General features: G+C 59.4%; 12 protein-coding genes. 6 read left to right on the forward strand and 6 right to left on the reverse strand.

The window, feature by feature from the left end; all coding sequences use genetic code 11:
* Window positions 1–75 precede the first annotated feature (75 nt).
* The 3 genes from glnD to PG900_RS08405 all read left to right on the forward strand — a co-directional run bounded on the left by glnD (window position 76) and on the right by PG900_RS08405 (window position 4,236).
* A complete protein-coding gene (glnD, locus tag PG900_RS08395) occupies window positions 76–2,730 on the forward strand; it encodes a bifunctional uridylyltransferase/uridylyl-removing protein GlnD (RefSeq protein ID WP_270799492.1) in 2,655 nt (884 codons plus the stop codon).
* Between the two features lie 166 nt (window positions 2,731–2,896).
* Window positions 2,897–3,724, forward strand: coding sequence for a 2,3,4,5-tetrahydropyridine-2,6-dicarboxylate N-succinyltransferase (gene dapD, locus PG900_RS08400; protein ID WP_005303473.1), 828 nt, complete (start codon window positions 2,897–2,899; stop codon window positions 3,722–3,724).
* Window positions 3,725–3,852: 128 nt separating this feature from the next.
* Complete coding sequence (locus PG900_RS08405) at window positions 3,853–4,236, forward strand: DUF3461 family protein (RefSeq protein WP_011705091.1); 384 nt, start codon at window positions 3,853–3,855, stop codon at window positions 4,234–4,236.
* 179 nt (window positions 4,237–4,415) lie between these two features.
* Here the strand turns inward: PG900_RS08405 and ptsG are convergent, their stop codons facing one another.
* The 6 genes from ptsG to PG900_RS08435 all read right to left on the reverse strand — a co-directional run bounded on the left by ptsG (window position 4,416) and on the right by PG900_RS08435 (window position 10,797).
* Complete coding sequence (gene ptsG, locus PG900_RS08410; protein WP_016349865.1) at window positions 4,416–5,846, reverse strand: PTS glucose transporter subunit IIBC; 1,431 nt, start codon at window positions 5,844–5,846, stop codon at window positions 4,416–4,418.
* 432 nt (window positions 5,847–6,278) lie between these two features.
* Window positions 6,279–7,250 carry a MalM family protein gene (locus tag PG900_RS08415; RefSeq protein WP_270831260.1) on the reverse strand — a complete coding sequence of 324 codons (972 nt, stop codon included), beginning with the start codon at window positions 7,248–7,250 and terminating at the stop codon, window positions 6,279–6,281.
* Window positions 7,251–7,341: 91 nt separating this feature from the next.
* Window positions 7,342–8,646, reverse strand: a complete 1,305-nt coding sequence (locus PG900_RS08420; protein WP_286042392.1) for a maltoporin — start codon at window positions 8,644–8,646, stop codon at window positions 7,342–7,344.
* Between the two features lie 528 nt (window positions 8,647–9,174).
* Window positions 9,175–9,615 (reverse strand): flavodoxin, encoded by a 441-nt coding sequence (locus PG900_RS08425; protein WP_085734646.1) that lies wholly within the window; start codon window positions 9,613–9,615, stop codon window positions 9,175–9,177.
* Between the two features lie 76 nt (window positions 9,616–9,691).
* Window positions 9,692–10,465 (reverse strand): tRNA pseudouridine(65) synthase TruC, encoded by a 774-nt coding sequence (gene truC / locus PG900_RS08430; protein WP_270831262.1) that lies wholly within the window; start codon window positions 10,463–10,465, stop codon window positions 9,692–9,694.
* Window positions 10,462–10,797, reverse strand: coding sequence for a YqcC family protein (locus PG900_RS08435; RefSeq protein ID WP_011705085.1), 336 nt, complete (start codon window positions 10,795–10,797; stop codon window positions 10,462–10,464). The genes truC and PG900_RS08435 overlap by 4 nt, the downstream gene beginning before the upstream one ends.
* A gap of 262 nt (window positions 10,798–11,059) precedes the next feature.
* Here PG900_RS08435 and PG900_RS08440 point away from each other — a divergent pair, with 262 nt between their 5' ends.
* From PG900_RS08440 to PG900_RS08450, 3 genes are all read left to right on the forward strand, one after another.
* The gene (locus PG900_RS08440) at window positions 11,060–12,088 is read left to right on the forward strand and encodes a DUF3549 family protein (protein WP_039212953.1); all 1,029 of its coding nucleotides are present in this window, start codon (window positions 11,060–11,062) and stop codon (window positions 12,086–12,088) included.
* A 69-nt stretch (window positions 12,089–12,157) separates the two neighbouring features.
* Window positions 12,158–12,457 carry a DUF3301 domain-containing protein gene (locus tag PG900_RS08445; RefSeq protein ID WP_011705083.1) on the forward strand — a complete coding sequence of 100 codons (300 nt, stop codon included), beginning with the start codon at window positions 12,158–12,160 and terminating at the stop codon, window positions 12,455–12,457.
* A 57-nt stretch (window positions 12,458–12,514) separates the two neighbouring features.
* Window positions 12,515–12,751 (forward strand): DUF2789 domain-containing protein, encoded by a 237-nt coding sequence (locus tag PG900_RS08450; protein WP_011705082.1) that lies wholly within the window; start codon window positions 12,515–12,517, stop codon window positions 12,749–12,751.
* Window positions 12,752–12,782 lie beyond the last annotated feature (31 nt).

Genomic DNA, 12,782 nt, shown 5'->3' on the forward strand with positions numbered 1-12,782 from the left:
GGGGTTTTGTTTTTATCAGCCGCGAACCCGTGCGAAAACAGCGCACATGCGTGCGACAGTAGAGTGTGAGACGCCATGGATGCCAGCCTGCTTTCCCCCCACCTGTTACCCGACGCTCAGCTCACCCGCGAGAACTGCAAGGAGTACCTGAGCCGTTTTCTCGGCTGGCTGCACGCCCGCTTCGATGCCGGTGACAACATCATCGAACTGGTGGCTACCCGCTCCGAATACATGGACGAGCTGCTGACCCGGTTGTGGCAAAAGTTCGGCTTCGACAAAACTGAGCTCACCCTGATCGCGGTGGGCGGCTATGGCCGTGGTGAACTGCACCCCCACTCCGACATCGACCTGCTGATCCTCTATGAAGGGGACGAACTGGACGAGGTGCTGGGGCTGCGCATCGGCGAATTCATCACCCTGCTGTGGGATCTCAAGCTGGAGGTGGGCCAGGCGGTGCGCAACGTGGCCGAGTGCCTCGAGCAGGGGCGCGGCGACATCACGGTCGCCACAAACCTGATCGAGGCGCGCTACATCACCGGCCGCGAGGCGGGCTTCCAGCAGCTCAAGGAGGCCACCGGCCCCCAGCACTTCTGGCCGAGCGAGCAGTTCTTCAAGGCCAAACGCGAAGAGCAGGCCCAGCGCCACCAGCAGTTTCTCGGCACCGCCTACAAGCTGGAGCCGGATCTCAAGAGCAATCCCGGCGGCCTGCGCGACATCCAGACCCTCGCCTGGGTGGCCCGCCGCCACTTCGGCGCCACCACCCTGTTCGAGATGACCAGCCACGGCTTTCTCAACCGGGCCGAGTATCGCGAGCTGCTCGATTGCCAGAATTTTCTGTGGAAGGTGCGCTTCGCCCTGCACATGGCCATCAACAAGGGCGACAACCGGCTGCTGTTCGATCGCCAGCGTACCGTGGCCCAGATGCTGGGCTTCGAGGGGGAAGGCAACGCCCCGGTCGAGCAGATGATGAAACGCTTCTACCAGACGGTGCGGCGGGTCTCCGAGCTCAACGAGATGCTGCTGCAGCTGTTTGACGAGGCGATCCTTGGCAACACCGCCATGGACGTGCGCCGCCTCTCCGACGAGTTCCAGCTGCGCGGGCGCCTCATCGATGCGGTGGATTCCGAGCTGTTCGGCCGTGAGCCTGCCGCCATCCTGCGCCTCTTCTACCAGATAGCACAGCATCCGGAGATTGCCGGCATTCACTCCGCCACCCTGCGCCAGCTGCGCGAGGCGCGCCGCAAGCTCAACTGCTGGCTGCAGGACTTGCCCGACTGCCGCCGCCTGTTCATGGCGCTATTGCGCCACCCCAACGGCATCGGCCAGCCGCTCACCCTGATGCACAAGTACGGCATCCTGGCGGCCTACCTGCCGCAGTGGAACCTCATCGTCGGCCAGATGCAGTTCGACATGTTCCATGCCTACACGGTGGATGAACACACCCACCGGCTGCTCAAGAACATCCACCAGTTTCCCAACCCGGCCAGCCGCCAGACCCACCCGCTCTGCCACGAGGTGTTCACCCGGCTGCGCAAGCCGGAGCTGCTCAGCATCGCCGCCCTGTTCCACGACATCGCCAAGGGCCGGCGTGGCGACCACTCAGAGCTCGGCGCCGTCGATGCGCTGGAGTTCTGCCAGTTGCACGGCCTGGATCGCTACGAGAGCCGGCTGGTCGCCTGGCTGGTGCGCCATCACCTGCTGATGTCGGTCACCGCCCAGCGCCGCGACATCTATGACCCCGAGGTGGTCACCGACTTTGCCCAGAAGGTGCGCGACGAACAGCACCTCGACCTACTTTACTGCCTGACCGTGGCCGATATCTGCGCCACCAACGACACCCTCTGGAACGACTGGAAAGGCACCCTGCTGCGCGAGCTCTACTTCGCCACCCAGAAGGCGCTGCGCCAGGGGCTGGAAAACCCGCCCGACATGCGTCTCAAGATCCGCGAGAACCAGCGCCAGGCCAAGCAGATCCTGGCCCAGCGCGACGTGCCGGAGGAGGCTATCAACCAGCTCTGGAGCGACTTCAAGGCCGACTACTTCCTGCGCCATACGCCGGAGCAGATCGCCTGGCACTGCCGCAAGATCATCGAACACGGCGACAACCCGGCGCCGCTGGTGATCATCGGCAAGCACCCGACCCGCGGCGGCAGCGAGGTGTTCATCTATTGTCGCGACACCCCGAATCTGTTCGCCACCGTGGCCTCGGCGCTGGATCAGAAGAACCTCAACATCCACGACGCCCAGATCATGAATTCGCGCAGCGACTACGTGCTCGATACCTTCGTGGTGCTCGAACCCAACGGCGAGCCCATCAGCCCCAACCGCACCGCCACCATCAAGAAGGCGCTGGAGAAGGCGCTGCAGGAGCCGGGCAAGCTGGTGCTACGCAGTAAGCCACTGTCACGGCGCCACCGCCAGTTCAGCGTGCCGACCCGGGTGGTCTTTCTGCCCCATAAGGGGGAGACCCGCCACACCCTGCTGGAGCTGACCGCGCTCGATACCCCGGGGCTGCTGGCCCGCATCGGCGCGGTGTTTCAGCAGTGCGGCCTGTCGCTCCATGCCGCCAAGATCACCACCATCGGCGAGCGGGTGGAGGACTTTTTCAGCCTCACCACCCTGGCCGGCGAGCCGTTGACCCAGGCCGAGCAGCAGGCGCTGGAGGAGCGGCTGGTCAACCAGCTCAACCCGCAAGAGTCGGCCGATGATGAGGGCAGGCCGGGCCCGTGAAGGCTTCACAAGACGCCGAGTCTGCCCCTGATTTATCAAGCAGAACAAAAGGTTGGACCACGCCAGCACAATAAATCAGCGTTCCCGTGAAGAAATCGGCCCGAGCCCTTAAAAACAATTGGAAAAGTGTGATACAACAAACGGAATTTTTTAAAGGAAACCTGTCATGACCGAGTTGCAACAGATCATCGAAGCGGCCTTCGAGCGCCGTGATTCCATCACTCCCGGCTCCGTCGATGCCGCCACCAAGGCCGCCATCCTGCAAGCCATCGACCTGCTGGACTCCGGCAAGGCTCGCGTCGCCGAGAAGATTGCCGGCGAGTGGGTGGTACACCAGTGGTTGAAGAAGGCGGTACTGCTCTACTTCCGCATCAATGACAACGGCATCATCAAGGGTGACGACGCCCAGTATTACGACAAGGTTCCCCTCAAGTTCTCCGACTACAGCGCCGAGCAGTTCAAGGCTGCCGGTGTGCGCGTGGTACCGCCGGCCACCGCCCGCAAAGGCTCCTTCATCGCGCCCAATACCGTGCTGATGCCCTCCTACGTCAACATCGGCGCCTTCGTCGATGAAGGCACCATGGTCGACACCTGGGCCACTGTGGGCTCCTGCGCCCAGATCGGCAAGAACGTGCACCTCTCCGGCGGCGTCGGCATCGGTGGCGTACTGGAGCCGCTGCAGGCCAACCCGACCATCATCGAAGACAACTGCTTCATCGGTGCCCGTTCCGAAGTGGTGGAAGGGGTGATCGTGGAAGAGGGCTCCGTCATCTCCATGGGCGTCTTCATCGGCCAGTCCACCCGCATCTATGACCGTGAAACCGGCGAGATCCACTACGGCCGCGTCCCGGCCGGCTCGGTGGTCGTCTCCGGCTCCCTGCCCTCCAAGTGCGGCAAATACAGCCTGTACGCCGCCGTGATCGTCAAGAAGGTGGATGCCAAGACCCGCGCCAAGGTCGGCATCAACGCCCTGCTGCGCTCCATCGACGAGTAAGCGGTTTTGCAGTGATTTAAAAGGGCGCCTGATGGCGCCCTTTTGATTTTGGCGCCCCTGTCACAGGCAAGCCACACCGACTCGGTTAAGATAGATTGGTCAGGATCGTTTCAAACCGAGGAAGCCCGATGTACGAGAATCTGAAGAGCCTGGGGATCCAGGAACCCACCTCAGTGGACAGCTATACCCTGCGCCAGGAAGCCAATCACGACATCCTCAAGATCTACTTCAAGAAACAGAAGGGCGAGTTCTTCGCCAAGAGCGTCAAGTTCAAATATCCGCGCCAGCGCAAGACCATGCTGGTCGATTCGGGCACCCACGAGTACAAGGATGTCACCGAGATCAACGCCAATCTCAAGTACGTGGTGGATGAGCTCGACAACCTGACCCAGGGCGTGCACGTGCAGGCCGACCCGGACATCAAGCAGAAGATCTTGCGCGACCTGCGCCACCTGGAAAAAGTGGTGCAGAACAAGATCAGCGAAATCGAGCGGGATCTGGAAAAGCTCTAAACCGGTCTGATGCAGCAAAGGCGCCCGTGGGCGCCTTTTTCTTTGAACTGAAGACCGATGGCAACATTGATACCGCGCCGGTCGAAACATGCACCACCGCATCGGCTACCCTATGACGCCCAGCAAAAAGGGAGGCTTGCGCCTCCCTTTTCAACAACTCTGGTATTCAGGCAACAGGATTAGTTGCTCTTCATCCAGATGTCCATGTCGGTTTTCAGGTTGTCGGACTTGGTACCGAAGATGGCTTGTACGCCAGAACCTGCCACTACCACACCGGCAGCGCCCAGTTTCTTCAGACCAGCCTGGTCAACCTTGGCCACGTCTTTCACACCGACCCGCAGACGGGTGATGCAGGCGTCCAGCGAAGCGATGTTCTCCTTGCCACCGAAGGCAGAGACCAGTGCGGCAGACATCTCGTCCTTGCTCTGACCAACGCTCTCTTCGGCCGCTTCGTCTTCACGACCCGGGGTTTTCAGGTTCATGGCACGGATGACCACGGTGAAGACCACGTAGTAGATGACGGCATAGACCAGACCCAGACCCACCAGCAGCAGCATGTGATCGGCACGCGGGGATTGCACCACGAAGTCGATGAAGCCGTTGGAGAAGGTGTGACCGTGTACCACGCCCAGGGAGTTGGTCAGCACGTAGGCCAGACCAGCCAGCACGGCGTGGATGGCGTACAGTACCGGGGCGATGAACAGGAAGGAGAATTCGATCGGCTCGGTGATACCGGTCAGGAAAGAGGTCAGGGCGGCAGAGGCCATGATACCTACGATCTTGGCGCGGTTTTCCGGCTTGGCGGAGTGCGCGATGGCAAACGCGGCGGCAGGCAGACCGAACATCTTGAACAGGTAGCCACCGGCCAGCTGACCGAAGCCGTTGCCGGCAGCGCGGGAAGCGTCGTCAGCAGTCAGGAAGCAGGTCATGATGCCGTGTACGGTTTCACCGGCAGCGTTGACACAGGTACCCGCCTGATAGAAGAAAGGTACGTTCCAGATGTGGTGCAGACCGAACGGGATCAGGGAGCGCTCAACCACGCCGTAGATACCGAAAGCCAGTACCGGGTTCTGGTTGGCAGCCCAGTCGGAGAAGGCTCCGATGGCAGCGCCCACCGGCGGCCAAATGACGGACAGGATCACGCCCAGGCCGATGGAGACGAAACCGGTGATGATGGGCACGGCGCGCTTGCCGGCGAAGAAGCCCAGATACTCGGGCAACTGGATCTTGTAGAAGCGGTTGAACGCCCATGCGGCCACGCCACCGGCGAGGATACCGCCCAAGACGCCGGTTTCGATGGTCTCAACGCCCATCACGGGCGCCATGACCTTCAGGGTGGCGACCATGATGCCGTAGCCAACGATGGCTGACAGACCGGACACGCCGTCGTTATTGGTAAAGCCGAGGGCCACGCCCACTGCGAACAGCAGGGCCATCTGACCAAATACGGAACCACCAGCCTGCTCCATCAATTGGGAGACAATTTCCGGCAACCAGCTGAAGTGGGCAGCACCCACCCCCAGCAGAATACCTGCAACGGGCAAGACCGATACTGGCAGCATCAGCGCCTTACCGACCTTTTGCAGATTAGAGAAAGCATTTTTTAACATGTGTGCGCTCCTGAATGGAATGTCTTACCGTAGACGCTTCAGTCCAATTTATAGACGATCATCAACATCATCTCTCATCGGCATGAATTCGACGCGGGTTTGTTTATTTTGACCAGCTGAATATAACCCAGCAGATCGCAAATATCTTCCATCAGGGGTAAGCGAATAAAAAATTTGGAGGGGAGATCACAAGATAATTTTGGCGGGAATTTTCGGCTAATTACGGATATATTTCGGCATCTTCATGCTAAGCCATAAATATGAAAAGTGCTGTTTCGCATTGTATTTTAGCCAATCAAATTAATACCCAACGAAACGCATTGTAACTTAATGTAACCATTTGCTGTTTTTTCTATTTTAGTCTACCGATTAAAAAGGCCTCCAACAAGGGAGGCCTCAAATAAATATTATATTTTACAGACCGGGCAATATTCAGCCCTTTTGGGAGCGCTTCACCGCATCAATAAAGACCGATTTCGCCTTGGTCGAACCGGCCCGCTCCGCCTCGCTGACCAGTTGCATCGCCTTGTCGATATCACCGGCTTTCACCGCTTTTTCGATCTGGGATTGATAGAAGGCTTCGGTTTCGCTCAGCATGGCGGGCGCAGGCTTGGCAGGCGCGGCTACCGCAGCGGTCGCCACAGTGCCTGCCGCAACGGCCGTCGCCGCCGGTACAGCCTTGCTCATTGCGACCTTGTCGGCATATTCAGGCTTGAAGACCGCTTCCAGTCCCTGCCCTTTTGCCATGTCGGCCACCTTGATCTGTACCAGACCCCATGGGGAGTGCGGGATCACGGGGTCCTTGATATCCGGTTCAACCGTCCCGTTGGCTCTGGCAAACGCCTTGGAGGGGTGCAGTATGGTGGTGCTGCCTGCCAGCTTGTTGGCCGGGGCATAGACAATCATATAGATCTCGGCCGCCGGATTGCCCGGCATGCTGCGGTCGACGAACAACTTGCCCTCAATCCTGTCGTTATCGAGCAGATGGGCCGGCTGATAGGTGAATACCGATTCACCCAGCACGCGCGTCACCTTGAACTGGGCATCCAGCATGATGACCTGCGGGATCAGCACCGTCTTGCTCACCTGGGATGCGATGCTGATGGCCAGATTGCCGGTATTGGCCGGCAGGCGATAAGCGGCGAAATAGCTCATCCCCTCGTCAAACTGAAAACTGGGTTGCTTGCTGTCGAGGGCCAGTAGAGTGTCGCCCTCCGGCAACGCCACATAATTGAAATCACTGAAAGCAGCGCAGCAGCTGGTCGCCTGCGAGAGCGCCTGCTTGGCCTGATCGGCATTACTCAGGATAGATGCATGATCCTGCACGGGGACCAACATGCTACCGGAACAACCGGCCAACAGCGCAGTAACCACGGCTGCGATAGACATCTTTACCAGTTTCATTCTTCTTATCTCCATAACCCGGTTGCCGTTACCCGGCGAAACAAAACTGCCCCCATACGGGGGCAGTGACTAACTTAACTTAAACAGCTGCTTACCACCAAGCTTCCGCTTGAACACCAACTTGGTAGGTGTCTTTGGAGGTATCACCTTCGAACACTTTCTTGTCTTCGTCGTTGGCCAGGTAGGAGGCGAACACACGGATCTCAGGACGGGCCCAGAAGCTGGAGCCGGCAGACCAGGCTTGAGCCAGAGTCAGCTTGTAGCCAGCATCTTTCTCATCAGCCTTGTTGGTAAAGGTATTTTTTTCTTTGAAGTAACCGCCTTCGAAGATGGTCTTGTTGAAGTCATCCCACTTGTACATCGGGCGAACAACGACAGACATGGTTTCAAACTTGTCTTGAGTATCCCACATCTCGTTGGCTACCCCGTAGACCAGCTGGTGACCCATCTCCCAGTTGTTGCCCATCGGGACTACACCCCAGTTGATGAGGCGATAACCATCGGCACCGTCTTTGGCTTCGGCACCATACCAAGAGCCGTCACCGTAGTAGGCCATGGTCTTGGAGTATCCTTCAGTACCGTACTGCAGTACGGTCTTGTTGAAGCCGCCCAACACACCCTGAGTCAGTTCGGCGGTCAGCATGACACCGTCTTTCATGTTGTTGTTTTTCAGCTGTTTCTGAGCGTCGGTCTCGTTGACCAGGGCATACATGGCGCCGACTTCCAGAGAACCGTCTTGCCACAGCGGAATACCGGCATAGCGCAGATCCAAGGTGTTTACATTAACTGAATCAGCAAGATTTGGCTGATCACCATTAATACCTGTCTTGCCAAAAACATCTGTGGAAGAACGGTCATTGCGAATCCAGGCGAAGGAGATCTTGCCAGGACCAGCCTGGATGCCTTCAATACCGGCACCGGCACCGGAGATGTTCCAGTAGTAGAAGTCTGAGATGTGGATGTCGTGACGTTGGTAGAAACGCTTACCGGCCCACAGGGTGGCTTCCGGCGCGAAGCCCAGCAGGCCCTTGGCTTGCACGTTGAACTGACGCAGGGCGAATTCGGAGTCGCCGTTGCACTGTTTAGCGTCGAAGTTACAGACGGTGCCGGTACCTTCCCAGTCGTTGGAACCGTTGGAGGTCATGGCAAACATGGAGTCTACGTAGAAAGTCTTGCCATCCTTGTTGAAGACTTCCTGGCCCAGCTGAACTTCGCCATAGGTATCATTTTCGTTACCCAGACGGCCAACCTTGTTGACACTATATTTCACCATGTCGCCGTCACCGGAAACGCCGACACCTGAACGGAAGTAGCCGTGGAAATCAACGGCGAAGGCGGCTTGGGAAGCCAGGGCTGCGGTTACTGCTGCAGCGATCGGGAGCCACTTTGCTTTCATTTTCATTTTCCTTATTCCCGCTGAGAGGAGTGTGATCCTGAATATCCAAGTTCTTATCACCATAAAAACGTTTAGGTGATAACCGAGGCCGATTATAGGTAGCCAATTTCAGGACAAACATGAGCTGATTCACAAAATGGCGACAAATCGCCCAGCATTGGCTGTAGAGGGTTTTGTACGATGATAATCAACCTAACCATGCAATAACTCACTATCCACACGGGAGTAAAAGCGAAAAGATCCACCATGAAACCGCTACCAACCATTAATTCGCTTCGATGAATAAGTTATAAATATTCAAATTGATGACAAAAACATGACTGAAATCGCTTTCAATGGGGAACTTTTAAATTTGAAGCATGTCGGCTGCCCCCGAAATAAATCGCTGAGCAAAGCGGGGATGACGTGGAAAATAACCGGATAAATATCGGGCAAATATGGTCAGTTGAGACTGCTGATTACCGCAAAATAAACATCCCCGCCAGACGGGCTGAGCGGGGATGAATAAAGGATAAAAACGGACGATCGCTACAGTTTATTTAGCCAGCCATTGAGCCAGGCCAGCGCCACCTTTTCCGGCTCATCGTCGACGGTGGCATCTATCTCCAGCCGGGGCAGCAGAGGACTGGCACCGAGCTCCTGCAACAGCGCATCGAGGTGACGACCGGCACCGCAAAAGTGCTCGTAGCTGCTGTCTCCCATGGCGACCAGTGCATAACGCCACCCTTTCATGTAGGGGGCCCGGTCAGCCAGAGCGGTGGCCAGTGGCTGCAGATTGGGCGGAATATCACCCTGCCCCGTGGTAGCCGTGATGACCAGCAAGAATCGACTCGCATCCAGATCTGCCAGCTCGGCGTCTTCGAACACCTGGCAGCCGTGCCCCGCCTGCTCCAGCTGTGCCGCCAGCGTCTCGGCCACCAGCATGGCCGCGCCGTATACGGTTCCCACCACTATGTCTATCTGCGCCATCACGGACCCCTTTGACCAACATGGATGCTCAGCATGCCACAGCAACAGCTTGGGCAACACCCCGCGATCGTCAGCCTCAGTAGTCGCTCTCGCTGGCAGGCCAGCCCAGTTCGGCAAACAGCTGCAGAACTTCCTGCCCCAGCGGTGCCTGGATCCGCATCGGCACCTTCAGCACCGGGTGCTCAAAGCTGAGAGTGCGAGCCACCAGCAGCAGGCGATCACAACTATAATGCTCGCGAAAAAAGCGGTTGTGGCGGCCATCGCCATGGGTGGTGTCACCGACGATGGGGTGGAACAGATGATCCATATGGCGGCGCAGCTGATGCTTGCGGCCTGTCTTGGGGAACAGCCGAACCAGGCTGTAGCGACTGGTAGGGTGTTTCTTGGAGACCGCATGGGGCAGCTCGACCTGATGCAGGCGACGAAACGCGGTCACCGCCTCCTGGGCCGGACGATCCGGATCGCTCATGGCATCGGCGATCTTGTCCAGCTGCTCCTTAAGCGGATAGTCGATGAGCCCCTGCTCGGGGGCCCAGCCACGCACCAGCGCCAGATACTCCTTGTGCACCTGACGGGCGGCAAAGGCTTCGGTCAGGGTGCGGGCCACGGCGGGATCGAGGGCAAACAGCAGCACCCCCGAGGTGGGCCGGTCAAGCCGGTGTACCGGGTAGACGTGGCGACCGCCGATAAGATCCCGGGTCATCTGCATGGCGAAACGGGTTTCGGCCTTGTCGAGCCAGCTGCGGTGCACCAGCAGGCCGGAGGGCTTGTTGACCGCCACCAGCCAGTCATCCTGATAAAGCAGGGTCAGCTGCAAGGCGTTCTCTTCCTGTGCCTGCTCACGCATCATTGCTCAACCACTTTGCCGGAGAGCAGCAGATCGAAGCGGGCGATCAGGCGCAGCAGGGCTTCGACCTCGGCTAGCTCCTCCTTGTAGACTTCGCTGGCCATGGGATAGAGGGAGACGCTGCTGGGCAGCGGTGCCTGTAGCAGCACCAGCTGCTCCATGCGCGGGATCAGCACGAACTGCAGCCACTGATCGAAGCTCAGGGTATCGACGCAAAATGGCAGCTCGCTGGCCAGGGCCTCTTCACCCGGATGGGCCGCTTGCCAGCGTTCCAGACGTTGCAGCTCGGCGGTCAGTTCACCCAACAGGCCGGCTACCAGCAGATATTGATTCATTGCGTTCTCTTCCTCATCACCACACACCGTCCGCCGCCAATCCTGTGTCGCTGGCGGCAGGCCGAACTTTGCAAAAAAGGGCGTTACTATACACCCTCCCCCCTATCCTCTGCCATGCCCCTTGCGGCCGGCAACACGGGCGAAGAGCCAAGACAGCTCCCGCCTCTGCGTACCGGGCCGGATGCCGGGCGGCGCGCCCCCACTGGCTATCTTGTGCAACCTGCTTATAATCGGCCCGCATCACCCTTAGCCGGATCACCTCATGTCCACCATCAATACGCTGACCGAATTCTTGACCCAGGCCGACACCCAGTTTCAACTGTTCGACATGGGCCGCCAGGTGCGACCACTGGCGAGCGACACCTTCGAGCGCATCGAGCAGCAGCAGGAGCCCTACCCCTGGCCTCTGCAGCAGCACGCCTGGCTCGGCGTCCACTTCTTCCAGCCGGCCGAATCCCGTCACTACCTGTGGTTTCTCAAGTTTGCCCTCGACGAGCGCGGTCTGCTCATCGCCAGCGGCCCCAAACACTTCATGGATCAGGTGGTGGAAACCCTGGGCTACAAACTGACCGGCGAGCTCGACGAAGAGAAAGCCCAGCGTCTGGCGGAGAATCCCTACACCTTCCGCCCGGCCGAGGCCAAGATGGCCAGCCTGCACGCCAAACTGGCCCGTCAGCTGGAGCAGGCCCCCTCGACCTACTTTGAGGGGCTCTGCCACTATCTGGCGGCCCCGACGCCAGAGGGATGGCAGACCCTCGGCGTACAGGGCTTTGCCGATCTGGCGGAGCGGCTGCAGGATGAACGCAACCTGGCGCTGGTGTGCAAGGCACTGCCAAAACTGCCGCAAGAGCCGCTCTACGCCCTTTGTCAGAGCCTGGAAAACGCCCCGTTGCCGCCGGCCGTACAGGGCGCCCTGTTCGAGCGCATCGGCAAGGAGCAGGAGTGTGCCGAACCCAATGCCGAGACCCTGGCCTACCTGTGCCGGGCACTGGCATCCTGCAACGGCAGCAGCATGCGCACCAACAAGCTGCTGACCCTGCTGCAAACCCAGCCAAGCCCGGCCCTGCTGCTGGCCATCGCCGGCCGACTCTGGCCCGACCTGAAGGATGCCGGCCTGCTCAGCCTGTTCCTGGAACAGCTGGCCCTGCAGCCGACCCAGTTCTTCAATCAGGTATTTGCCGAGCTGGTGACCCTGCCGGCCCTGCGCAATGATATGCTGGCCAGGCTGCGCGACCCCGAGCGCAGCGATGCCCTGGGACAGGCCATCGGTCGCCTGTTCGCCTCGGCCTGATGATGTCGGCGACCCGCCACCATAGCGGGTCGCCTGTCGCCACGGATCACACCCCGGAAGGAGCCCGCGATGGGTGAAATGTTCGCAATCTTGCTGCTTATCCTCGGTGCCGGTGCCTTCTGGCACCAGCGACGTCAGGCCGAGCTCGCCTGGCAATACATGCGCCGCTACTGCCAGCATCACGACCTGCAACTGCTGTCGCTGGCACGCAGCCACCGTGCGCTGGCCCACCAGCCACTGCGGCTGCTCACCTATTACGAGTTTGAATTCTCCAGCGATGGCGAGAGCCACTATCTGGGGCAACTGCGCATGCAGGGGCTGCAGGTGGTTGGCGTCGAGCTGCCACCCCACCGGGTGCCCACCCTGTAAATCTGCCGCCACGGGGCGGGCCTATAATGTTCAGGAATGCCTCTTGGGAGAGATGAGATGGAATTCCTGACCCACGATCTGGCCGCCCTGTTTGCCCAGCTGGGGCTGGCCAACGACGAGCTGAGCCTGCACCGCTTCATTCACGAGCACCGCTTGGACAACCAGACCCTGCTGCCGGAAGCCCCCTTCTGGAATCGCGCCCAGGCCGACTTTCTGCGCGATGCCCTGTGGAATGATGCGGACTGGTCGGAAGCCATCGACGAACTGGATGTGCTGCTGCGCCGGCCTGACTGACCCTTGCCCCGCTGTTCAGCGCCCCGCGCTT

It is taken from the genome of Aeromonas sp. QDB03 (assembly GCF_027707985.1).
Classification (GTDB): Bacteria; Pseudomonadota; Gammaproteobacteria; order Enterobacterales; family Aeromonadaceae; genus Aeromonas; species Aeromonas hydrophila.

Excerpts from the sequence above, each read along its gene's own strand:
- glnD (WP_270799492.1), top strand. The coding sequence starts at position 76 with ATGGATGCCAGCCTGCTTTCCCCCCACCTGTTACCCGACGCTCAGCTC.
- dapD (WP_005303473.1), top strand. The coding sequence starts at position 2,897 with ATGACCGAGTTGCAACAGATCATCGAAGCGGCCTTCGAGCGCCGTGAT.
- PG900_RS08405 (WP_011705091.1), top strand. The coding sequence starts at position 3,853 with ATGTACGAGAATCTGAAGAGCCTGGGGATCCAGGAACCCACCTCAGTG.
- ptsG (WP_016349865.1), bottom strand. The coding sequence starts at position 5,846 with ATGTTAAAAAATGCTTTCTCTAATCTGCAAAAGGTCGGTAAGGCGCTG.
- PG900_RS08415 (WP_270831260.1), bottom strand. The coding sequence starts at position 7,250 with ATGAAACTGGTAAAGATGTCTATCGCAGCCGTGGTTACTGCGCTGTTG.
- PG900_RS08420 (WP_286042392.1), bottom strand. The coding sequence starts at position 8,646 with ATGAAAGCAAAGTGGCTCCCGATCGCTGCAGCAGTAACCGCAGCCCTG.
- PG900_RS08425 (WP_085734646.1), bottom strand. The coding sequence starts at position 9,615 with ATGGCGCAGATAGACATAGTGGTGGGAACCGTATACGGCGCGGCCATG.
- truC (WP_270831262.1), bottom strand. The coding sequence starts at position 10,465 with ATGATGCGTGAGCAGGCACAGGAAGAGAACGCCTTGCAGCTGACCCTG.
- PG900_RS08435 (WP_011705085.1), bottom strand. The coding sequence starts at position 10,797 with ATGAATCAATATCTGCTGGTAGCCGGCCTGTTGGGTGAACTGACCGCC.
- PG900_RS08440 (WP_039212953.1), top strand. The coding sequence starts at position 11,060 with ATGTCCACCATCAATACGCTGACCGAATTCTTGACCCAGGCCGACACC.
- PG900_RS08445 (WP_011705083.1), top strand. The coding sequence starts at position 12,158 with ATGGGTGAAATGTTCGCAATCTTGCTGCTTATCCTCGGTGCCGGTGCC.
- PG900_RS08450 (WP_011705082.1), top strand. The coding sequence starts at position 12,515 with ATGGAATTCCTGACCCACGATCTGGCCGCCCTGTTTGCCCAGCTGGGG.